The organism is Vibrio sp. HA2012, from assembly GCF_002812955.1.
Taxonomy (GTDB): Bacteria; Pseudomonadota; Gammaproteobacteria; order Enterobacterales; family Vibrionaceae; genus Vibrio.
In genome coordinates, this window is the sequence record NZ_PFXK01000001.1 from 595,967 (window position 1) to 616,725 (window position 20,759).

The 20,759-nt window shown below is 46.1% G+C and carries 22 protein-coding genes; 15 read left to right on the plus strand and 7 right to left on the minus strand.

The window, feature by feature from the left end; genetic code table 11:
* Positions 1-289: 289 nt before the first annotated feature.
* Positions 290-1,321 (minus strand): succinylglutamate desuccinylase, encoded by a 1,032-nt coding sequence (locus CSW98_RS02700; RefSeq protein WP_100798894.1) that lies wholly within the window; start codon positions 1,319-1,321, stop codon positions 290-292.
* 346 nt (positions 1,322-1,667) lie between these two features.
* Between CSW98_RS02700 and sbcB the strand changes: the two genes are divergently transcribed.
* The 5 genes from sbcB to purT all read left to right on the plus strand — a co-directional run bounded on the left by sbcB (position 1,668) and on the right by purT (position 6,514).
* Positions 1,668-3,092 carry an exodeoxyribonuclease I gene (gene sbcB / locus CSW98_RS02705; RefSeq protein ID WP_100798895.1) on the plus strand — a complete coding sequence of 475 codons (1,425 nt, stop codon included), beginning with the start codon at positions 1,668-1,670 and terminating at the stop codon, positions 3,090-3,092.
* Positions 3,093-3,131: 39 nt separating this feature from the next.
* Positions 3,132-3,521, plus strand: coding sequence for a CidA/LrgA family protein (locus tag CSW98_RS02710; RefSeq protein WP_100798896.1), 390 nt, complete (start codon positions 3,132-3,134; stop codon positions 3,519-3,521).
* The gene (locus tag CSW98_RS02715) at positions 3,521-4,213 is read left to right on the plus strand and encodes an LrgB family protein (protein ID WP_100799153.1); all 693 of its coding nucleotides are present in this window, start codon (positions 3,521-3,523) and stop codon (positions 4,211-4,213) included. Before CSW98_RS02710 ends, CSW98_RS02715 begins: the two co-directional genes overlap by 1 nt.
* Before the next feature lie 138 nt (positions 4,214-4,351).
* On the plus strand, positions 4,352-5,254 hold the full coding sequence (cdd, locus tag CSW98_RS02720; RefSeq protein WP_100798897.1) for a cytidine deaminase: 903 nt from the start codon (positions 4,352-4,354) through the stop codon (positions 5,252-5,254).
* Between the two features lie 84 nt (positions 5,255-5,338).
* Positions 5,339-6,514 (plus strand): formate-dependent phosphoribosylglycinamide formyltransferase, encoded by a 1,176-nt coding sequence (gene purT / locus CSW98_RS02725; RefSeq protein ID WP_100798898.1) that lies wholly within the window; start codon positions 5,339-5,341, stop codon positions 6,512-6,514.
* Positions 6,515-6,589: 75 nt separating this feature from the next.
* Here the strand turns inward: purT and pspC are convergent, their stop codons facing one another.
* Genes pspC through pspA form a run of 3 tightly spaced genes read right to left on the minus strand, consistent with a single transcriptional unit; the run spans position 6,590 to position 7,904 of the window.
* A complete protein-coding gene (gene pspC / locus CSW98_RS02730; RefSeq protein WP_100798899.1) occupies positions 6,590-6,979 on the minus strand; it encodes an envelope stress response membrane protein PspC in 390 nt (129 codons plus the stop codon).
* A complete protein-coding gene (gene pspB / locus CSW98_RS02735) occupies positions 6,969-7,205 on the minus strand; it encodes an envelope stress response membrane protein PspB (protein WP_100798900.1) in 237 nt (78 codons plus the stop codon). The genes pspC and pspB overlap by 11 nt, the downstream gene beginning before the upstream one ends.
* A gap of 15 nt (positions 7,206-7,220) precedes the next feature.
* Positions 7,221-7,904, minus strand: a complete 684-nt coding sequence (pspA, locus tag CSW98_RS02740) for a phage shock protein PspA (RefSeq protein ID WP_100798901.1) — start codon at positions 7,902-7,904, stop codon at positions 7,221-7,223.
* Positions 7,905-8,086: 182 nt separating this feature from the next.
* On the opposite strand from pspA, the gene pspF reads away from it, so the two are divergent.
* The 6 genes from pspF (at position 8,087) to CSW98_RS02770 (ending at position 14,496) form a co-directional block, all read left to right on the plus strand.
* Positions 8,087-9,118 (plus strand): phage shock protein operon transcriptional activator, encoded by a 1,032-nt coding sequence (pspF, locus tag CSW98_RS02745; protein ID WP_100798902.1) that lies wholly within the window; start codon positions 8,087-8,089, stop codon positions 9,116-9,118.
* A 126-nt stretch (positions 9,119-9,244) separates the two neighbouring features.
* On the plus strand, positions 9,245-10,864 hold the full coding sequence (locus CSW98_RS02750; protein ID WP_100798903.1) for an ABC transporter substrate-binding protein: 1,620 nt from the start codon (positions 9,245-9,247) through the stop codon (positions 10,862-10,864).
* Positions 10,865-11,830 carry an ABC transporter permease gene (locus tag CSW98_RS02755; protein WP_100798904.1) on the plus strand — a complete coding sequence of 322 codons (966 nt, stop codon included), beginning with the start codon at positions 10,865-10,867 and terminating at the stop codon, positions 11,828-11,830.
* Complete coding sequence (locus CSW98_RS02760) at positions 11,814-12,704, plus strand: ABC transporter permease subunit (RefSeq protein ID WP_100798905.1); 891 nt, start codon at positions 11,814-11,816, stop codon at positions 12,702-12,704. Before CSW98_RS02755 ends, CSW98_RS02760 begins: the two co-directional genes overlap by 17 nt.
* Positions 12,704-13,705, plus strand: coding sequence for a peptide ABC transporter ATP-binding protein (locus tag CSW98_RS02765; protein ID WP_100798906.1), 1,002 nt, complete (start codon positions 12,704-12,706; stop codon positions 13,703-13,705). Before CSW98_RS02760 ends, CSW98_RS02765 begins: the two co-directional genes overlap by 1 nt.
* A complete protein-coding gene (locus CSW98_RS02770) occupies positions 13,702-14,496 on the plus strand; it encodes a peptide ABC transporter ATP-binding protein (protein WP_100798907.1) in 795 nt (264 codons plus the stop codon). Before CSW98_RS02765 ends, CSW98_RS02770 begins: the two co-directional genes overlap by 4 nt.
* A 97-nt stretch (positions 14,497-14,593) precedes the next feature.
* Here the strand turns inward: CSW98_RS02770 and CSW98_RS02775 are convergent, their stop codons facing one another.
* Both CSW98_RS02775 and CSW98_RS02780 read right to left on the minus strand, forming a co-directional pair.
* Positions 14,594-15,499, minus strand: a complete 906-nt coding sequence (locus CSW98_RS02775; RefSeq protein ID WP_100798908.1) for a manganese-dependent inorganic pyrophosphatase — start codon at positions 15,497-15,499, stop codon at positions 14,594-14,596.
* A gap of 321 nt (positions 15,500-15,820) precedes the next feature.
* Positions 15,821-16,051: a hypothetical protein gene (locus tag CSW98_RS02780; RefSeq protein ID WP_100798909.1), complete on the minus strand. Its 231-nt coding sequence runs from the start codon at positions 16,049-16,051 to the stop codon at positions 15,821-15,823.
* A gap of 411 nt (positions 16,052-16,462) precedes the next feature.
* Between CSW98_RS02780 and CSW98_RS02785 the strand changes: the two genes are divergently transcribed.
* From CSW98_RS02785 to CSW98_RS02800, 4 genes are all read left to right on the plus strand, one after another.
* Positions 16,463-16,708 carry a TIGR02647 family protein gene (locus tag CSW98_RS02785; RefSeq protein WP_100798910.1) on the plus strand — a complete coding sequence of 82 codons (246 nt, stop codon included), beginning with the start codon at positions 16,463-16,465 and terminating at the stop codon, positions 16,706-16,708.
* 71 nt (positions 16,709-16,779) lie between these two features.
* On the plus strand, positions 16,780-17,742 hold the full coding sequence (locus CSW98_RS02790) for an HlyD family secretion protein (RefSeq protein WP_100798911.1): 963 nt from the start codon (positions 16,780-16,782) through the stop codon (positions 17,740-17,742).
* Positions 17,735-18,661 (plus strand): ABC transporter ATP-binding protein, encoded by a 927-nt coding sequence (locus CSW98_RS02795; protein WP_100798912.1) that lies wholly within the window; start codon positions 17,735-17,737, stop codon positions 18,659-18,661. Before CSW98_RS02790 ends, CSW98_RS02795 begins: the two co-directional genes overlap by 8 nt.
* Positions 18,658-19,758, plus strand: a complete 1,101-nt coding sequence (locus CSW98_RS02800; protein ID WP_100798913.1) for an ABC transporter permease — start codon at positions 18,658-18,660, stop codon at positions 19,756-19,758. The genes CSW98_RS02795 and CSW98_RS02800 overlap by 4 nt, the downstream gene beginning before the upstream one ends.
* Here CSW98_RS02800 and CSW98_RS02805 read toward each other — a convergent pair.
* On the minus strand, positions 19,739-20,659 hold the full coding sequence (locus CSW98_RS02805) for a LysR substrate-binding domain-containing protein (RefSeq protein ID WP_100798914.1): 921 nt from the start codon (positions 20,657-20,659) through the stop codon (positions 19,739-19,741). The genes CSW98_RS02800 and CSW98_RS02805 overlap by 20 nt on opposite strands.
* Positions 20,660-20,759: the final 100 nt, after the last annotated feature.

The following is a 20,759-nucleotide window of genomic DNA, read 5'->3' on the forward strand; positions in this document are numbered from 1 at the left end:
AATAAGGCGAAGTGCACTGAGATTGTGCACCTGCTGGCATAACAAAAATAAAGATAAAAATAATCATCAATAAAATCAATCAATTAGATTGATTTATTTTTTGGCACACTAATAGCATTATTAATATCGATACATTCTCGTTCTGCTTTCGTTAGGCATTCACGCCTTCTTCGCTTGTTGAAGAAGGCTTTTTTTTGCCTGACAAAAACGATGTGAAATTTTTACCGGATAAGCATCTTGAGGTAACGGGTCTGACCACGTATCTCAGAAGAAAGGAAAGACCGGCCTGTCAATCATAGACCAGCTGATCGTCCTCGTAACGGGTTTCCACTTTACATACCATCAAAGCGGCTCTGTGGCCGATGGTCACATTATCATTGGGAAAGACAATAGCTTCATTATCACTTTTGGCAAACAGCAATTTTTCACCGTCATGCCCCAACACTTGCCCATGTTCAAATTCAGTAAAATTCTCAATATCGTCACTGAAATTAAAACCAAAATCTTCGTTGATGCGTTTAATTGTCTGAGTTACCCGATAAGTCACTATCGGTTTTTCATCCAATTCATCAAGCTGACCTGCAATCAGTGCTTTTAAAGCTGATTCAAACGGAAGCAACCGAGTATGATCATTTTCACCCAGAGGAGCCACCTGCCCTAATTCAACGGTAAGAGCCTGCGCGTCAAAATATTCGGCACTGAACCAGCTAAAGGTATTGGCTGGGGCATTAGCCAGAAGAACTGCTTCAACCGCACCTTTTTGTAAAAAGGAAATAAGCTCACGGCTACGGGTAACCGGCTTTTTAACCTTCGGACTCACCGCAAACGTAGTGTGATGTGAGCGACGAATCGCAGTATGCATATCCAGATGCCAGCGTTGTGATGCTTCTGTTGACTCAAAAAAGCCCTGAACGATAGCTTTCAGCGTCATGGCGATCCGGGTTTCTCTGGTTTCTTCTCTGTCCCGTTCATCAAACAAACGGTTCAAGTTTTCATCCAGATAACGGACATGTCTGGCTGCAGCTTCCGGATGGCACAACACAAAAAGACAATGTTCCATCACTGGTACTGATTCATTAAGGATATCGGCCAGTACGTTATCAAGCAATTCCATTGGTGCCGTCTCATCACCATGAATACCGGCGGAGAGCAGTATGTGTTTTGTCTCTGCCGTTACCTTCGCTGGTATAACTTCCACAACACCCCGGCCAAGAATATGAACAACCACACCAGAGGTGAGCTGCACCTGTCCCGAATGAATGTCTTCCTCAGGCATCAGTGCATCATATAGAAATGATTGACGAAACAGTGGCTTTACCATTAATGACTCCTTTTTTAGCTGCGCAATCTTACCGTATGGCTCACTTGCCTTCCACTAAGACCTACAGTTTAAAAGATAAAAATCATCTACCAAATTATTTCATCAAAAATGTTAACAAGTTCTCAGTAGTTAAACCGGTAGCATAGCGATTTGGTGTAACACCACATCACAGTGATGGCTTTACTCTCGGGAAAATACATATCTGGAAATAAATAGCCATGCTTTCAGGCTTTATTCTTGCGAAGCAGAGGCTTACTATAGGATACTTCACCTGCAAGGCAGATACACTCCGGGTTCTGCCTAAAAACAAGACCTCATATAAAAACTCACAACAGCCGGGAACACCATGAGAAACGAACAACCGACATTCTTCTTTTTCGATTATGAAACCTGGGGAGTAAGCCCGGCGAAGGACCGTCCGTGTCAGTTTGCCGGAGTCCGGACGGATATGGAGTTTAATATTATCGGCGAACCACTGGTTATCTACTGTCAGCCACCGGCAGATTATCTTCCCAGCCCGGAAGCTGCGCTTATTACCGGGATTACGCCACAAGAAGCCATCAGTAAAGGACTGCCTGAACCGGAGTTTATCCGGCAGATTTATCAGGCGCTGTCAGTCCCTAATACCACCAGTCTGGGTTACAACAGCATCCGTTTTGACGATGAAGTCACCCGTTATACGTTGTACCGTAATTTCTACGACCCGTATGCATGGAGCTGGCAGAACGGAAATTCTCGTTGGGATCTGCTGGATGTAATGCGTACCTGTTATGCCCTGCGTCCGGACGGCATTGAATGGCCGGAAAATGCCGAAGGCTTTACCAGTTTTAAACTGGAGCATCTGTCCGCGGCCAATGGCATTGAACATACTAATGCACACGATGCGATGGCTGATGTTATCGCCACCATCGAAATGGCGAAGAAATTAAAATCTGCTCAGCCCAAATTATTTACTTACCTGTACGATATGCGTAACAAGCGCAAACTGAATGAGTTAATCGATATTGTAAATATGACGCCTCTGGTACATATTTCCGGAATGCTGGGACGCGAATGCGCAAATACGAGCTGGATGGTTCCTCTTGCCTGGCATCCGACTAATCAGAACGCTGTTATTATGGTAAATCTGGCGATGGACCCGGCTCCGCTACTTGAACTGAACAGTGATGCGCTTCGTGAGCGTCTGTATACACGCCGGGATGATCTGGCTCCGGGCGAGTTACCCGTTCCGGTCAAACTGGTTCATCTGAATAAATGCCCCATTCTGGCTCCGGCCAAAACCCTGACGGCAGAAAATGCAGAAAAAATCGGTATTGATCGGGAAAAATGCCTTAAACATCTGGCGCTAATCAGGCAACACCCTGAAATAAGAGAAAAACTGACCGGCTTATACGCTGCCGAACCCGCTTATGCAGATGCCGGTAAAGATGTGGATTCCTGTTTGTATGACGGTTTCTTTTCCCCGTCTGATAAAGCGGCAATGGATATTATCCGCCAGGCAGCTCCTGAACAGCTTGGGACACTGGATATCTCTTACAGCGACCCGCGCATTGAACCCTTGCTGTTCCGTTATCGGGCCAGAAACTTTCCTCAGACGCTAACGCCAGATGAACAAGTCCGCTGGACACAGCATTGCCGTGAATATTTTGAAACCTATCTGCCTGACTATATGCTTAACCTAGAAAATCTGGTGCATGAACATGAAAGCGACGAAAAAAAGATTGCGATACTAAAATCCATTTACCGATACGTGGAACGCCTTGTCTCCTGACCCGACACTCTTATCATCAAAAATACAGGCGAATACGTCATGCTAAGAAAAATTTTACAATATTTAGTCTCCTGCGGGTTGATCATGGGATCACTTGCTGTCGGTGTTTCTATTCAGCAATATCTTTCTCTTTCTATTCCCGGCAGCATAATTGGCATGCTGCTGCTATTCCTGCTGATGATCAGCGGTCTGGCACCAGCTGAATGGGTAAAACCGACAGCTCAACTTCTTATCCGTTATATGGTGCTGCTTTTTGTTCCTATCAGTGTCGGTCTGATCCAATACGGAGATCTACTGACCCAAAATGCCCTTCCTATTCTGGCCGGAACCGTTGGTGGTACCATTATTGTACTGGTTATTCTGGCAAAAATGCTGGAATACATTCTTACCCGTTCATCCGTAGCAGATAAAGAGGAGGTTAACCAATGATCTGGGTTCTGGTGACACTGACCGTTTTCTTTTTCACCCGCTTTGTTTCACAAAAGCTCAATCACCCTCTTGCAAACCCACTGTTGCTGAGCATTGCTATTATTATTCCGCTACTGATCCTGCTGGATATTCCGTATGAAACCTATAACCAGCACAATCAATGGATAACTTACCTGCTCCAACCAGCCGTGGTGGCTCTGGCTTACCCTTTGTATGAGCAGTTTCCGGAAATCAAAAAGAACTTCCGTATTATTTTACTTGCATGTGGTATAGGCAGTGTACTGTCAATGACAACCGCTTCTTTAATAGCGCTGGCACTCAAAGCGGATATAGGCCTAATTGCCGCCCTGATGGGAAAATCCGTCACAACCCCGATTGCAATGGAAGTCGCTAAATTTTTGGGTGGTGAACCGGCTATTGCTGCGGTGATGGTTCTGATTGTCGGTGTTTTTGGTGCCGTCTGTGCTTATCCGATTTATGGTTGGCTGAATATCACCCACCCTATTGCAAAAGGACTCACGATGGGAACCATCTCTCACGCTCTGGGAACAGCAACCTGTGCAGAAAAAGATCCCCGAGATGCCGCATTCAGCTCACTGGCTCTGGTTGTCTGTGGTGTGATCACTTCGATACTGGCTCCCTTTGCTTATTTTCTGGTGGAACATTTATATATCACGGTTCATGGTGGCTGATAACTGAGCTAAATTTGTGCAGTGTCACGCAATTAATGAATACCAACATTTCGTTACATTTGTATACGTGATCTCAGCCACGGTTTGTGTCTTGTTTTCTTCTACAATAAGCAATCAAGACATCACCAGAGGCTTCTTATGGATAACCGATTTGACCATGCGCTAAGCATAGTTCCACCTGCAGTTGCCGATTATCTGCATACGATGCTTTACTCTGAGCATTTCGATGCAACGATTTCTGCGCAACAGTTTGCGGAACTACAACAACTTTCTGGTTTAAATGATAGTGAGCTCAGAGTCACATTGCTTCCTTTCGCCGCCGCTTATTCACATACGCCGATATCTCATTTTAACGTCGGCGCTATTTGTCGTGGATTGTCAGGACGCCTCTATTTTGGTGCCAATATTGAGTTTGCAGACATACCGTTAAATCAGACCGTTCATGCTGAGCAATGTGCTATCAGCCATGCCTGGATGAAAGGTGAAAACGGAGTGAAAGATATCACTGTAAACTACAGTCCCTGCGGCCATTGCCGCCAGTTTATGAATGAGCTTTCCACTGCCGGCAACCTGAAAATTCAGCTTCCGGAAAAAAAAGAACAGACACTGCAATACTATCTTCCGGAATCTTTCGGCCCAGCCGATCTGAATATCCATGATCGGCTGATGAAATCCTCACCACATACCTATCTGGTTCCGGATGACGATTTACTGCTATTTAATGCAGTAGAAGGGATGAATAAGAGCTATGCTCCTTATACTCATAACCACAGCGGTGTAGCTCTTCAGCTTGCAAGCGGAGAAATTTACACCGGTTCTTACGCAGAAAATGCCGCCTTTAACCCCAGTCTTCCACCTTTGCAGGTTGCTCTTCTTCTGATATTACTGGACGGACACTCTTTCTCACAGATCCGTCATGCGGCACTAGCCGAATCGTCCGCCGGATCTGTCAGTCATCTGGGAGGAACACAAACAACACTGGATGCCATAGATCCGGATATCACACTAGAGTATCTGTCGCTGGACGTTCCTGCGACTTGAATAAAAACTTCACCAGCAAACGTTTGCCTAAAAACAAAATATCAGTATGATCCGCCCCATTCGTACTGAAAAAAGGATGCAAAAATGCTTGGTACAGCAACCCGTAAGAATGCGACACGTGTTTTACTACTCGGTTCTGGTGAACTTGGAAAAGAAGTTGCCATCGAGTGTCAGCGCTTAGGTCTGGAAGTCATTGCCTGTGACCGTTACGCAGATGCACCGGCCATGCAAGTTGCTCACCGCAGCCATGTTATCGATATGCTGGACGGAAAAGCGCTGGAAGAACTGATTAGTCTGGAAAAGCCTGATTTTGTCGTACCGGAGATTGAAGCTATCGCAACCGATACCCTAATCAAGCTTGAAGAACAGGGACTGAAGGTGGTTCCGTCTGCGAAGGCAACCAAACTGACGATGGACAGAGAAGGTATCCGCCGCCTTGCTGCCGAAGAGCTATCAGTACCGACCTCTCCTTACCAGTTTGCCGATACTTATACAGATTTTCAGGCAGCTGTTAACTATGTCGGCACACCCTGCGTAGTAAAACCGGTAATGAGTTCTTCCGGTAAAGGCCAGAGTATCATCAAAACAGATGCAGATATTGAGAAAGCATGGAAATACGCACAGGAAGGCGGCCGCTCTGGTGCCGGACGAGTCATTGTTGAAGGCTTTATCGATTTTGATTATGAAATCTCACTACTGACCGTTCGAGCTGTCGATGGGGTTTATTTCTGTGCACCGATTGGTCATCGTCAGGAAGACGGTGATTATCGTGAATCCTGGCAGCCACAAGCCATGTCAGACGTTGCACTCAAAGCTGCAGAATACATTGCCGAACAGGTGGTTAATGCACTGGGAGGCTATGGCCTGTTTGGTGTGGAACTGTTTATCAAAGGTGATAAGGTTATCTTTAATGAAGTATCCCCCCGTCCTCACGACACAGGTCTGGTCACTCTGATTTCTCAGGATATGTCTGAATTCGCTCTGCATGTCCGGGCATTTACCGGAATGCCCGTGAATAACATCACTCAATACGGTCCATCGGCTTCTGCCGTTATTCTGGGTGAAGGCACGTCAGATAATGTCCGTTTTTCCGGCATGGAAGATGCTCTGGCAAAACCGCAGACCCAAATCCGTCTGTTCGGTAAACCAGATATCAGCGGCCGCCGCCGTCTCGGGGTTGTTTTAACCAAACGCAAAAGTGTTGAAACTGCTATTGATGAAGCTAAAGAGAGTGCCGGGAAGATCAGTATCATTTACTGATAATGACCGACACTGAGAGCAATAGCGCGACTGCAAGCATCAATAGCAGAAGCAGGTAACCGGGATCAATACAGCTTACAGCTTGTTGAATTCCCGGTTAACTTTAAAGGTATCGGACGTCACATACGCTTCCATAGAACGAACCCGGCTTTCCAGAGAATACAAATCCTGATCCAGTGCCATAAGCAGTTGTGCCGGGGTCTTTCCTGATTGCCAGGATTTACTTTTCAGTTTATGCCACTGTTCTGCCTGTACTGTCTGGGTATAGTCATAGGGCTGTTTTTCCAGCATCATTGCGGCAGCAACGTAGGCGACAACCACCAGAAAATTCCCGCCAAGCAGTGTGACAGACACAACGATTATTCTGACCAGCCAGACTTCAATACCAAAGTAGTGTGCGATGCCGGCACAAACTCCAGCCAATTTGCCGTTAACAGGATCCCGGTACAGTTCTCTATCTCTCATAATTCTGCCGCCAGTTCGGGGCTTCTGCATCCAGGATCCGTTCCAGTGTCCCCACCCTTTGTTGTAGTGATTCCGCCTTTTCTGATAACCGCTGCAGAGCCGCATAATCTTCCTCACTCAATCCTGTGGCTGATTTTCTTTTGCTCCGGTAATGAAGAAGTAACCATAACGGCGCAACAAAAATCATAAATAAGATTATCGGAACAGTGATAAATGCGCCCATCATAGCCTTCTCCTGTGATTATTGTTCATTCTGCGGCTTCTGTAATTCCATCTGTTGTTTCATTTTAGCCAGTTCCTGTTCAATCTCATCCTGAGCCTGAAGTTCAGCAAACTCCTGATCCAATGATTTGCCCTGACCAGACATGGCATAGCTGTCAGCTTCGGCCTCCAGCTCATCAATTTTTCTTTCGTATCGATCAAAGCGGGAAAAAGCTTCATGAGTCCGGGCGGTATGCAAGTGCTTCTGAACATCACGGCGGTTACCGGCCGCTTCACGACGAATAGCCAAAGCCTGTTGTTTTGCCCGTGTTTCATTGATCTTGGCTTCAAGCTTGCCAATCTCTCCACTCAATTTTTCAATAGTTTCAGCAACCAGAGTCTGTTCAGACTGCAGGCTTTTCACTACATCCTGAAGCTTCTGCTTTTCGATCAGAGCGGCACGAGCCAGATCATCCCGCTGTTTAGACAGAGCCAGTGCCGCTTTCTGTTGCCATTCATCCACCTGCTCCTGAAGACTGTCTACCCGACGGGAAAGCTCTTTTTTATCCGCCAGAGCTTTTGCTGAATTAGTCCGTACTTCGACAAGTGTATCCTCCATCTCCTGAAGGATCAGACGAATCATTTTTTCCGGATCTTCTGCTTTATCCAGCAATGCACTGATATTGGAGTTTACAATATCTGCAAAACGAGAAAAGATGCCCATAATATACCTCGGTGATTATCGGTTTGACCTATCATACGACAACCAAGATATATGCCAAGATGAAATTCTATAAAAATTAATCAGTTAAGAAAAAATAGAATTTACTGTATCGCATGCTATGATCAATTCAGCTAATAGTTGGTAATTTTAACCACCCCATATAAAAAGGAACCATCACAACGATGAAGCAACAGACGCTGATTGGTGAATCCGGTAATTTTCTCGCCGTTCTGGATAAGGTGTCAAAGCTTGCACCAATTGAAAGACCAGTATTGATTATCGGGGAACGAGGGACAGGGAAGGAACTGATAGCCCAGCGACTGCACTACCTGTCGAGGCGCTGGGATCAACCTTTGATTACGCTCAATTGCTCAACACTGAGTGAAGGTCTGATTGATTCAGAGCTCTTCGGTCATGAAGCGGGATCATTTACCGGCTCAAAAGGGAAACATCAGGGACGCTTTGAGCGGGCAGAGAATGGCTCCCTTTTTCTTGATGAGCTTGCTACCGCACCTCTCTCTGTGCAGGAAAAACTGCTGCGCGTTATCGAATACAATCAATACGAAAGAGTCGGTGGTAACCGGACATTAAATGCAAATGTCCGGCTCATCTGTGCCACTAATGCTGACCTTCCGCAACGGGCACAGCAGGGAAGCTTCCGAGCGGATCTTCTGGACAGACTCGCCTTTGATGTGATTCATCTTCCTCCCCTTCGGGAACGTCCGGAAGATATATTATTACTGGCAGAGCACTATGCCATAAAAATGTGCAGAGAACTCTCCCTGCCATTATTTACCGGATTTACGCCACAGGCCGCTTCAGCCTTACAGGAATATTCCTGGCCGGGAAACATTCGGGAACTGAAGAATGTTGTTGAAAGAGCCATCTATCAGCATGGCCGGTCTGAACTCCCTGTGGGACAGCTTATCTTTGATCCCTTTGTCTGTGCCTGGAAAAACACGTCTGGCGAGAGTACCACAGCAGAGTCTCCGGTTACTGATGAAGATTTCGTTTTCCCTATAGATTACAAAAGAAAGATAGAGGATTATGATATTCAGTTACTGACTCAGGCACTGAAAGAAGCCCGACATAATCAACGACAGGCAGCAAACTTGCTGGGACTCAGCTATCATCAGCTGAGAGGGATGTTGCGAAAATACCAGCTAATCGGCTCAGTACACAACACCGGAGCGGAAACCGATGAAGAGAACTGAGACATATAATGACGCTTCACTTGGTCTGTCTGAACAAAAATGGTAAATTAGCCGGATCTTTGGAACGCGTCCCGCAAAATATCTGTGTCGAAAACGTGATTCTTATCAATATAACAAGTTCTTTCTATGAAAGTATTATTTAACATAGCGGTTGGGCTATGCGGACTGAGTCTGCTAGCCGGATGTAATAGCGATATTGATCAGTCAAAAATTCGCGAACAGGGATTTGTTTTTTGCGGTCAGAGCGCACCGGACTCTTTTAATCCACAGCAGGTTGAACGCAGTATCACTTCCGATTCACTGGGACCACAACTCTTTGACACTCTATTCCAGCTTGATCCAGTAACCCTGCACCCAGTACCAGCTCTGGCTCGGGGGTGGACAGTAAACGAATCCGGTACAGAATTTACTATCGAACTGCGGAAAAATGTGGCATTCCAGACGACCGCATGGTTTACCCCGACCAGACCGATGAATGCCAGCGATGTGGTTTTTAGCTTCAACCGGATACTGGATCCGAATAACCCGTTTCATCAGGTAGGAAAAGCGGTCTATCCTTGGTTTTCCGGCTTTGATTTTCAAAAGTTAGTGGACAAAGTTGAAGCGGTTGATGATAACCATGTCCGGTTCACTCTGACCCGCCCCGACAATACTTTTCTACCGAATATTTCCACTCCTTTTGCTGTTATCCACTCGAAAGAATATGCACAACAGCTGATGCTGAGTGATGAGAAAATCAAACTCGACACTCAACCAGTCGGAACGGGCCCCTTTTATCTGGCCGACTACCAGGTCGGTGATCTGATCCGTCTGAAACGACACGATAATTACTGGCGAGGACGCCCAGAGATGCAACAGGTCGTATTTGATATATCGGCTCACGGTACCGGCCCGCTGGCAAAACTGCTGCGTGGTGAATGTGATGTTCTAAATGCTCCGCTATCTAGCCAGATTCCGACGATAAAAGAGCAGAAGCAGTTAAAACTCGATGCTCACCCGGCAATGAATGTCGCTTTCATTGCTATTAATACCAAACATCCGGCTCTGTCGGATCTGCGGGTTCGCAAGGCACTCAGCCTTGCAATCAACCGGGAAAATATTCTTGAATCCGTTTATTACGGCACCGGCTCACAGGCCTATACGCTGCTGCCACCATCATCGTGGGCTTATCAGAAAGATACGGTTCACGTCCGCTATGATAAAAATTATGCCCTTGCTCTGCTAAGAGAAGCTGGATTCAGTTCCGGGCTGGAATTATCTATGTGGGTACCGCTTGAAACCAGTGCCTATAACCCGAGTCCGAGAAAAACAGCCGAGCTAATTCAGGCAAATCTGGCCGACATCGGTGTCACACTGCTACTATTTACCGGCGACCGCTTTGACCGGACAGATTTAGATAAGGTTGCCAATATCGACCTGATACTGACCGGCTGGAATGCCAGTACCGGTGACCCTGATAATTTTTTCCGCCCTTTACTTTCCTGTAATGCGAATCAGGCCGGGATGAATATTTCTATGTGGTGTAATCCGGATTTTGATTTTCTGCTTAATTTGGCGAAAGAGACCAATAACTCCCGTTACCGCATTAATCTGTACCGGCAAGCTCAGAATATTATGAATGAAGAGGTTCCGGTTATTCCTCTTGCTCATGGAGCACAGTTTCAGGCTTATCATCAGTCGTTGGACGGATTTGCTATCGATCAGTTCAACACCCAGAATTTCTATCAGGTAAAGAGGAACCGATAGATGTTTAATTACTCACTGAGAAAACTCTTTCTGTTTATGATCACTCTGCTTATCCTGACATTAGTCGGGTACAGTATTCTGCGCCTTGACCCGTCATCGCCATGGGGAGAGTATCCATTTTCAGACGGCTGGATCGACTATCTTTCCCGTCTGAGTCACCTCGATTTTGGTCTGAATAAGAATGGAACGCCTATTATTGATGACCTGCGTTTTGTTTTTCCGGCTACGCTTGAGTTGTGTATTATTGCTTCTGTTTTTGCACTGCTGATAGGCGTTCCTACCGGTACACTGGCAGGCATGCGTCAGGGTAGGCTTATCGACCGGGTTATCTCTTTTATTTCAATGTCCGGCTATAGTGCCCCGCTGTTCTGGCTGGCATTACTTTTAATTATGTTCTTTTCCCTTAACCTGCGAATACTGCCGGTATCAGGCCGATATGAATTGCTGTATGAGATTGAACACGTGACCGGTTTCGCTCTGATTGATGCCTTTCTTTCCCAGAGCCCCCTCCGGGCTCAGGCTCTGCAAAATGTCATCGAACACCTGATCCTGCCTTCTCTGATACTGGCTCTTGCTCCGACAACACAGGTTGTACGTCTGATGCGGGCATCTGTTGCTGAAGTCATGACTCAAAATTACATCCGGGTCGCCCGAATTAAGGGACTGTCAAAATATGAAATCGTGATGCAGCATGTACTGAGAAATGCCCTGCCCCCTATTATTCCTAAATTTGGTGTACAGCTATCCAGTATGCTGACCTTTGCGATCATTACCGAATCAATTTTCAACTGGCCGGGCATCGGGCGCTGGTTGCTTGATGCGCTGTCGGACAAAGATTACGTTTCTATTCAGGCGGGTGTTATGGTTGTCGCCACATTTGTACTTGCCGCAAATATTTTCACAGACCTGCTGGGTGCAATGGTGAATCCCCTGATAAGGAAGGAATTAAATGCGGATAACAAATAGTATCTATCAGGAAGAACATATTCCGACCCAGTTTGAACGTTTCTGGCGCAGTTACCGGGCAAACAGTCTGGCCATGTTCGGTTCGTGGTGTCTGCTGCTAATCACGCTAATCACCCTGATTTCTCCGTGGATAACACCCTACGAACCTCAGATGCATTCTGCCCATCTTCTGCTTCCTCCATCATGGGAGCCCAGAGGCACTGTTGATTTCTTTTTTGGCACTGATGATCTGGGCAGAGACATTTTGTCCCGGATTCTAGCAGGCTCACAATTTACTTATGGTGCAGCGGTAGTCATCACCTTTCTGGCGACACTGATTGGCTGCGTTATCGGTTTTCTGGCTGGCATGACCAAAGGAATGTTATCCAGTACCCTTAACCATATGTTTGATACTGTCATGTCCATCCCATCCCTGCTGCTGGCGATTATTTTTGTCGCCTTTCTCGGTTTTGGTGAGCTGAATATTCTGCTTGCTATTGGTTTAGCGCTGATCCCCCGCTTTATCCGCTCGGTATATACCGCTGTACATAATGAAGTAGAAAAAGACTACATTATGGCGGCACGGCTGGACGGGGCAAACAACCTCTATTTGCTGACCAATTCGGTTCTGCCAAATATTCTGTCTGTCATTATCGCTGAAATTACTATCTCTCTGACTATTGCCATTTTAGATATTACGGCTCTGGGCTTTCTCGGCCTCGGTGCACAGGCTCCGAGCACCGAATGGGGAGCCATTTTAGGCGATTCAGTAGAACTGATCTATCTGGCTCCCTGGACGGTCATACTTCCCGGACTGGCGATTATGTTTACTGTTATTGTCATCAACCTTGTCGGCGAAGGTGTCCGCGATGCACTCAATGCAGGAGTCGAATAATGCCACTTCTTGATTTCAGACACTTAACTATAGAAATTGAAACGCCGCATGGACTGGTTAAAGCCGTAGATCGGATGAGCCTGACCATCAGCGAAGGGGATATTCGCGGTCTCGTCGGAGAATCCGGCTCAGGGAAAAGTCTGGTCGCAAAAGCCATTGTCGGCATGTGTAAAGACAACTGGCGTATCACTGCTGACCGGATGCGATTAGGTGATATTGACCTGTTGCAACTGACGCCTCGAGAACGCCGCAAAGTCATTGCCCGCGATGTTGCCATGATATTTCAGGAACCTTCCAGCTGTCTGGATCCATCTGAAGCGGTCGGAAAACAGCTGGCAGAATCAATTCCTTCCAAATCCTTTGAAGGACGCTGGTGGGAAAGGCTGAAATGGCGGAAAAAACAGGCCGTTGCCCTATTGCATAAAGTCGGGATCAAGGAGCACACCCGGATAATGGACAGTTACCCCTATGAACTGACCGATGGGGAATGTCAAAAAGTCATGATTGCCATGGCGATTGCAGCTAAGCCAAGAATTTTGATTGCAGATGAACCGACGAATGACCTCGATCCAATCACTCAGTCACAGATCCTGAGACTATTGAGTAGAATGAATCAGGTCAATAATACGACCATTCTACTTATTGGTCATGACCTTACGACCATTACTCAGTGGGCAAAACGTATCACAGTCATGTATTGCGGCCAGTCAGTCGAGTCTGCATCAACTCAAAGTATTCTGACTGCACCTAAACACCCGTATACACATGCCCTACTGAATGCCATGCCTGATTTTACTCAGGGAATTCCACATAAACAGAAACTGCATTCTCTCCCGGGTTCCATCCCTCCGTTGCAACACTTACCTATAGGCTGCCGTCTGGGACCCCGTTGCCCATACGCTCAGCGTCAGTGCGTAGAATATCCCTACACACAAAAGATAAAAGACCATAAGTATGCCTGCCATTTTCCGCTTAATACCGATTTGGAGAAGCAATCATGAGTGCCCTGCTGGAAGTTGATAATCTGGCAAAAACATTTGTTAACCGTACCGGACTGTTCCGAAAAAAAGTGAAAGAAGCCGTCAAGCCGGTAAGTTTCACTCTCGAACCGGGACAAACAATCGCTTTTATCGGCCAGAATGGTTCTGGTAAGTCGACTCTGGCTAAAATGCTGGCCGGGGTAATAGAGCCGACGTCAGGAGAAATCCGCGTCAATGGAGAAAAACTGGAGCACGGTGATTACAGCACTCGATGTAAGCTGATCCGTACGATTTTTCAGGATCCCAATACCTCTTTAAATCCTCGCATTCAGATTGGCCGAATCCTGGAAGGTCCGTTGAAACGGAATACAGACATGTCTCCGGAAGCACGCATTCAGAGAGTAAAAGACACTCTGATACGTGTTGGCCTTTTGCCTGAACATGCATATTTTTACCCGCAAATGCTGGCAACTGGACAAAAACAGCGGGTTTGTCTTGCCCGGGCACTCATATTGCAGCCTTCCGTGATTATTGCCGATGAAGCTTTAAATGGTCTGGATATGGCAATGCGCTCACAGATTATTAACCTCCTGTTAGAACTGCAAGAGGAAATGGGGGTTTCATTTATCTACGTGTCTCAGCAAATCGGTATCATTAAACATATCAGTGATCAGGTCATGGTTATGCATGACGGTGAAGTGGTGGAACACGGCGACAGTCAAATTATCCTGACAACACCAACCCATCCAGTTACTCAAAAGCTGGTTGAGAACCACTTTTACACCAATCCCTCACATACTAAGGGGCAATGAAGAAATATCCATCCAGATAAAAACTCTATCGATTGCCAATAAAAAAGGCAAAACCATAACGTTTTGCCTTTCTTCTTATCTTTAAACCAGTATGTAGTTATGCCAGTTCCTGTTGCAGCCAAGGCCAGCCTTGTTTTTTACGGCTCAGAGTATTTTCCATCATCAGCATGCCGTCTTTTTCATGCTTAACCAGCTTCTCTGCCCATTCGCCTTTGTATAGCAGACGAGTCTGTGCTGTTGTGATATCCGTAAGCATCACGGCCGCAAACGCCAGTCCTTCTTCTTCACAGCGACGGGTAAGATCGGCCTCAAGCGCATCAATCATACCGTCGACCTGATCCAGCGTTGCCAGCTCAACCTGACCAACCACAACTTCGCGCTCATTAAACGGATACGCCTTCAGGTCTTTTTCTACCAGCTCGGCCGCCGTAAGACCTTCGATATCAGTCTTTGCAATCAGTAGTTTTTTGATAAAAGTATCCAGATCCGTCACACCAGCGTAATTAGCCAGTTCTGCAACCGCATCTTTATCTTTTTGCGTACAGGTCGGAGATGCAAAACCAACCGTATCAGAAAGAATGGCAGACATCATAAGTACAGCTAAAGGACGGGTAACGTCAACGTTTTCCATCTTCAGCAGATTAAACAGGATAGTACAGGTACAGCCAACCGGCCAAATCCAAGCTTCAAGAGGGTTAACTGTCATCACGTCACCCAAACGGTGATGGTCTACAATACCCAGAATCTCAGCTTCTTTGATATCATCCGGAGCCTGAGCAATATCTGAGTAGTCCACCAGCCAGATCTTTTCACCAGCAACACCGGTACACATCTCAGGAGCATCAACACCAGCCTGAGCCAGAATATGTGTTGTTTCACGGTTCAGTTCGCCCTGACGAACTGCTTTCGCTTCAAGACCACGGGCTTTAAGCAGTTCTGCCGCAACCAGTGCACTACAAATACTATCACTATCCGGGTTTTTATGACCGACAACTTGAATCATCTTCTTTCCTATGCAAGTTATGTTTGTTTGGACTGATTATTCAGCCTCTCCTTAAGGTAAGTACTTTACCTGATTTTGAGATTTTGTCATTGGCTTTATACCCGGGTAGTTTTATGCTGCAGAATTCAGAGAGAATCCCGGCGGATAAGCCTTCCGGAGAATTCCTCTGAGCACGGAAAAATTTCTGAAAAAATCACTTGCAACTGCTGCACAACCCGAGATGACGGGCTTACAGAATTTTATCCACAGATATTGTGGAAAACTATACCGCTTAGATATGAATATTCATCGTAACATTATAATAACAAACGTCTTTCCCCTTTACAGCACCCCGGAATCATGATGAATCGATTTAGACATTTTTCGCGTATAGATAAAACTATGCACCAGAATCGGTAACTGAATACAGGCCACCATAACTAATATAGGTATAACAAACACGTCCAGTGACCTTTCATTTCCCCAGTGGCTACAGGCCAATACCAAAAAACCGGCTAATAAAATTTTCAATCCCGTCCAGATATTAAGTAATACAAAAATACGACGCTCCACTATCACCTATCCCTAAAAATATATGTATCTACAAGCCATTACCACTTTTCTAATGAGCTCACAAAGACTTATCTTGATATTTATCACTAACTTCAACCCAATACGTGTAATCCATTACATGTGAAATTCTGCGCAATTTTCACAAAAAAAACAGGCTAATAACAACCAAAATAATTAGAGATATCGATATTTATCACACTGCAGACATCTTTCCCTAAAGGCTCACAATGGTGATTTTTTAGAGTTATCACTCAAAAACAAACTTATTCGTCCGGGTTCATTCTTCTATCAGAACCATTACGGTTAAATATTCACCACTTTCAACGCAGCTAACATTTCTGAAGATATTTGCTTGTTTACCAGGTCATTGGCCATTACTTTTTAATTAACCGCCTGACTTTAGGAACAACTATGAAATTTACCGCCGAACATATTGCAGAACTGAACCTGTTGCTTCAATTCGACCTCAGCAGTACCTTTACCGGTATTAAAGTACATCAGGATGCAGCCCCGGATACTCAGACCGCTGTAGCGGCCTTATACACCAAAGGATTATGCACTCTTCCTGATGGCGGCTATCTGACGAATGAAGGGATTGAAATCGCACAACATGCTGAACAAATATTATCGTTTCTTGCTACAGCCCCAAAAATTTAGATCCCGCACACTAACAAACATATTTTAAGTCCTACACTTTAAGAGAATTAATTTCCAGCAGTGGAGGACTTATGTTCCGGTTACCGGCAACCATCATCGCATTGCTTATCCTTTTCGGATGCAACAACCAGCATCCGGTACAGGCTCTTGGTACGATAGAAAGAGACCGGGTAACCTTTACCGCCACTTCCGGCGAAATTATTACAGCGTTACCGTTTAAAGAAGGCAGCCAGATTAAAACCGGAGATGTACTGGCGCAACTTGATACCCAAAAACAACGCGCTCTGCTGACCCGAGCAGAAGCCGAACAAGTAAAAGCACAAGCTTATCTGAACCGTTTACATCATGGAGAAAGAACTGAAGATATTGCAGCAGCCAATGCTCAGATTGACTTAGCCAGAGCAGTATTAACTGAAAACGAAAAAGCCTATCAGCGTATGCAATATCTGGTGGAACAAAAGCTGGCCAGTCCTTCTCAGGCCGATACCGCACTTGCTGCCAGAGACTCAGCAAAAGCCCGGCTAAAAAGTGCAAAAGAGACATACACAAAATTGCAGTCTGGCTCCCGACCAGAAGACATACAACAAGCAGAAGCCGCTCTTGCCGCGGCCAGAGCAGACGTCACTTATCAGCAGCACAGACTGAATGAACTGACCGTTACCGCAACCCGGAACGGGATTCTGGACAGCCTTCCATTCCATCTGGGCGAAAGAGTTCCTCAAGGTGGCTGTATTGCCATTATGCAGGTTAGCAGCATCCCTTACGCCCGGGTTTATATTCCCGAAACATACATCGCCCACCTCCATCCAGGAGACCGACTTTCGGTGCATGTGGACGGCATAGACAAGATTTTTAGCGGAACCGTGCGTACTATAGCCACTGCTCCGGCATTCACCCCTTACTATGCTCTTACAGAAAAAGAACGTTCACGCCTGATGTATCTGGCTGAGATTGATCTGTCAGAAGAGGCAAAAAACCTGCCATCAGGCGTACCAGCACAGGCAGATTTACCAGCAAGAGCAGCCTATGAGTGATTACTCTGTTATCGCTGACGGGCTGGTCAAAACATTCGGTAATTTTACTGCCATCAATAACATCAGTCTGAAAGTACCACGCGGAAGTATCTACGGTTTTCTGGGGCCAAACGGTTGCGGTAAATCCACCACGATACGTATGCTGACAGGGCTTATGAAACCGACACAGGGAGAGGTCAACGTTCTTGGGCTCAGGATCCCGCAGCAAGCAGAAGCTCTGAGGCTGAAAATCGGCTATATGACTCAGAAATTTTCCCTGTATGATGATCTCTCTGTTGAAGAGAACCTGCAATTTATCAGTCAAATTTTCGGCATCATCCCCCACTTACGTAAATCCCGTATAGAAGAACAATTGCACATTTACGGACTAAGTGAGAAAAGAAAGCAACGGGTCTGCGGATTAAGCGGTGGTCAGAAACAGCGCCTTTCCCTTGCAGCAGCGACATTGCACAAGCCTGAACTGCTGTTTCTGGATGAACCGACTTCCGCTGTCGATCCTGAAAACCGGCGCGAATTCTGGGAACAATTATTCGATCTGTGCGAAACCGGAACGACCATACTGGTCTCTACACATTATATGGATGAAGCCGAGCGTTGCCATCGTCTGGCGATTATGGATCGTGGAGTTATCCGGGCAGACGGATCGCCGGAAGAACTGATGCAGAATATGGGGGTACAGGTGCTGGAGGTTCGTTGCAGCAACCTGAGAATTCTGAAAAACACCTTGCTCTCTCATCCGGAAATTCGCTCAGCAGCACAGCTTGGAGTACGATTAAGAGTGCTGGTAGAAGCCGAAATTGTAAATCCCGAATTCTGGCTACGAAGTACATTTCCAGAATTATCCACAGCGGAAATAAACCTGACCCGTCCCAGTCTGGAAGACGTATTTGTTGTTGCTACCAGAGGTAAACAACGATGAGCCTGTTCTCCAGAATTCATGCTGTTATGGTAAAAGAGTTCCGCCAACTTTCACGGGACAGGATCACTTTTGGCATGGTGGTGATGATTCCACTGATTCAGTTACTACTGTTCGGCTACGCCATTAATACCGATGTGCGTAATATTCCTGTCGCAATTGTGGATCACAGCCACTCATCTTCCGGACGCTTTCTCACCGAAGCGGTTCGCGTATCGCAAGTTACTCAGATAAGAAAGGCCTACCCGACCGTACAAGAAGGTGAAGAGGCTATACGTAACGGCACCGTCAGAGCCGTTCTTTTTCTGCCGGAAGATCTGGATCAGAGAGTCGGTCAGGGACGACAACTCGGACAATGGATTGTAGACGGGTCTGATACCATGATCGGTTCTGCCATTATGAAACTTCGCAATATGCCCCCCGGTGATCTTGGTATCCATGCAGGTAAAGAAGCCGTAGAAGAAACCTTTTCCGTGACCCTGCTGTATAATCCCAGTCGTCGCTCTGCAGTGAATATCGTTCCCGGTCTCCTGGGTGTGATCCTGACAATGACCATGATTCTGTTTACCAGTGCAGCCATTGTCCGGGAGAGAGAAAGAGGCAATCTTGAGCTGCTGATCACCACGCCCATTCATCCTCTCGAACTGATGATTGCGAAGATTATTCCCTATATCTTTATCGGGTTGATTCAGGTCGTAATTATTCTTGGTCTTGGGTATCTGATTTTTGATGTACCTATAAATGGTGAGCTAAGCCAGATCCTGTTCGGAACCCTGCTTTTTATCGCTGCAAGCCTGACTCTGGGGCTGGTTATCTCCACTCTCACCTCAACTCAGTTGCAAGCCATGCAACTGACCGTATTCGTTCTCCTGCCATCAATACTTTTGTCAGGATTTATGTTTCCTTATGAAGGAATGCCAGTTCCGGCGCAGTGGATAGCAGAAATACTGCCTGCCACCCACTTTATCCGTATGGTGAGAGGTATCATTCTGCGGGGTGCCGACCTTCAGGATCTGTGGAAAGATACCCTGTGGCTGGCTGTTTTTACTGCTCTTGGGCTTATCGCAGCTTCAATGCGATTTAAGAAAAATCTTGATTAGAGCGTTCAATAACTGCATTTATCCAGGAGGAAAATGCCTGAAATCTGGGGCGTTGCTCATGCCCTTTAGGGCAGATCAAATCATACCCCAGCCCGGCATCCACCGCTTCAAACAGAGCAATCAGTTCCCCGCTCTGCAGATAAGGTTTGATCAACTGATACCGTCCAACTGCAATACCCATAGAGTTCTTCGCTGCCGACATCGCCAGCTCCTCATGATTAAATACATAATGATGGTGCATGATATCCGTTTCCCTTCCTGTCTGTTTTAACCAACGCAGCCATTCTGCCTGAGGAGACAGAAACTCCAGCGATTCGGTACAATGAATAAAACAGGCATCTGCCAGACGGGATTCATCTTTATCCAGCCCGAGTTTCTGCGCATACTCCGGGGTACAGACCGGCAATAATTTTTCATCAAACAGCCTCTGATGATAAAAATCGGTGTGTGCAGCATCTCCATAGTAGATCGCCAGATCCACAGGCTGGTTCTGGAAATCCAGCTTGCTGGCCTTCACCCGAACCTTGACATCCAGCAGAGGGTAACGCTGCTGAAACTCAGAAAAACGCGGCAATAGCCATAACTGTGCAAAAGTGGGAGCCACACCGATATAAAGCTCTCCTGTCAGTTCATTAAAACGAATATCCTCTATCTCAGAAAATACACTATCCAGTGACTGAGTCAGTGTCGCCAGTACCCGTCGCCCCTCATCAGTCAGTTCCAGTCTGCGGGTCAGACGGACAAACAACTTGAAACCCAGTTCCTGCTCCAGTTTTTTGATCCTCTGACTGACAGCTCCCTGTGTCAGACACAGTTCCTCCGATGCCAGAGTAAAACTCAGAAATTTAGCTACTACACTAAAGGTGTACAAGTTAGCAATCATAGATTGTTTGTTATCCATATCACACTCCATACATTAATTTGACTAATGTATAAGACAAAATAAATCGTTTGTTAGCCTCGTTTTTGTAAGCTTAAATTAATTTATCTTATCCATAAAG

What these genes read in the sequence shown, in the direction of transcription:
- CSW98_RS02710 (WP_100798896.1), top strand. Translation starts at nt 3,132, where the DNA reads ATGCTAAGAAAAATTTTACAATATTTAGTCTCCTGCGGGTTGATCATG.
- CSW98_RS02790 (WP_100798911.1), top strand. Translation starts at nt 16,780, where the DNA reads ATGTTCCGGTTACCGGCAACCATCATCGCATTGCTTATCCTTTTCGGA.
- CSW98_RS02700 (WP_100798894.1), bottom strand. Translation starts at nt 1,321, where the DNA reads ATGGTAAAGCCACTGTTTCGTCAATCATTTCTATATGATGCACTGATG.
- pspC (WP_100798899.1), bottom strand. Translation starts at nt 6,979, where the DNA reads ATGAGAGATAGAGAACTGTACCGGGATCCTGTTAACGGCAAATTGGCT.
- CSW98_RS02795 (WP_100798912.1), top strand. Translation starts at nt 17,735, where the DNA reads ATGAGTGATTACTCTGTTATCGCTGACGGGCTGGTCAAAACATTCGGT.
- sbcB (WP_100798895.1), top strand. Translation starts at nt 1,668, where the DNA reads ATGAGAAACGAACAACCGACATTCTTCTTTTTCGATTATGAAACCTGG.
- CSW98_RS02770 (WP_100798907.1), top strand. Translation starts at nt 13,702, where the DNA reads ATGAGTGCCCTGCTGGAAGTTGATAATCTGGCAAAAACATTTGTTAAC.
- CSW98_RS02765 (WP_100798906.1), top strand. Translation starts at nt 12,704, where the DNA reads ATGCCACTTCTTGATTTCAGACACTTAACTATAGAAATTGAAACGCCG.
- pspF (WP_100798902.1), top strand. Translation starts at nt 8,087, where the DNA reads ATGAAGCAACAGACGCTGATTGGTGAATCCGGTAATTTTCTCGCCGTT.
- CSW98_RS02775 (WP_100798908.1), bottom strand. Translation starts at nt 15,499, where the DNA reads ATGATTCAAGTTGTCGGTCATAAAAACCCGGATAGTGATAGTATTTGT.
- pspA (WP_100798901.1), bottom strand. Translation starts at nt 7,904, where the DNA reads ATGGGCATCTTTTCTCGTTTTGCAGATATTGTAAACTCCAATATCAGT.
- purT (WP_100798898.1), top strand. Translation starts at nt 5,339, where the DNA reads ATGCTTGGTACAGCAACCCGTAAGAATGCGACACGTGTTTTACTACTC.
- pspB (WP_100798900.1), bottom strand. Translation starts at nt 7,205, where the DNA reads ATGATGGGCGCATTTATCACTGTTCCGATAATCTTATTTATGATTTTT.
- CSW98_RS02800 (WP_100798913.1), top strand. Translation starts at nt 18,658, where the DNA reads ATGAGCCTGTTCTCCAGAATTCATGCTGTTATGGTAAAAGAGTTCCGC.
- CSW98_RS02805 (WP_100798914.1), bottom strand. Translation starts at nt 20,659, where the DNA reads ATGGATAACAAACAATCTATGATTGCTAACTTGTACACCTTTAGTGTA.
- cdd (WP_100798897.1), top strand. Translation starts at nt 4,352, where the DNA reads ATGGATAACCGATTTGACCATGCGCTAAGCATAGTTCCACCTGCAGTT.
- CSW98_RS02755 (WP_100798904.1), top strand. Translation starts at nt 10,865, where the DNA reads ATGTTTAATTACTCACTGAGAAAACTCTTTCTGTTTATGATCACTCTG.
- CSW98_RS02750 (WP_100798903.1), top strand. Translation starts at nt 9,245, where the DNA reads ATGAAAGTATTATTTAACATAGCGGTTGGGCTATGCGGACTGAGTCTG.
- CSW98_RS02760 (WP_100798905.1), top strand. Translation starts at nt 11,814, where the DNA reads ATGCGGATAACAAATAGTATCTATCAGGAAGAACATATTCCGACCCAG.
- CSW98_RS02785 (WP_100798910.1), top strand. Translation starts at nt 16,463, where the DNA reads ATGAAATTTACCGCCGAACATATTGCAGAACTGAACCTGTTGCTTCAA.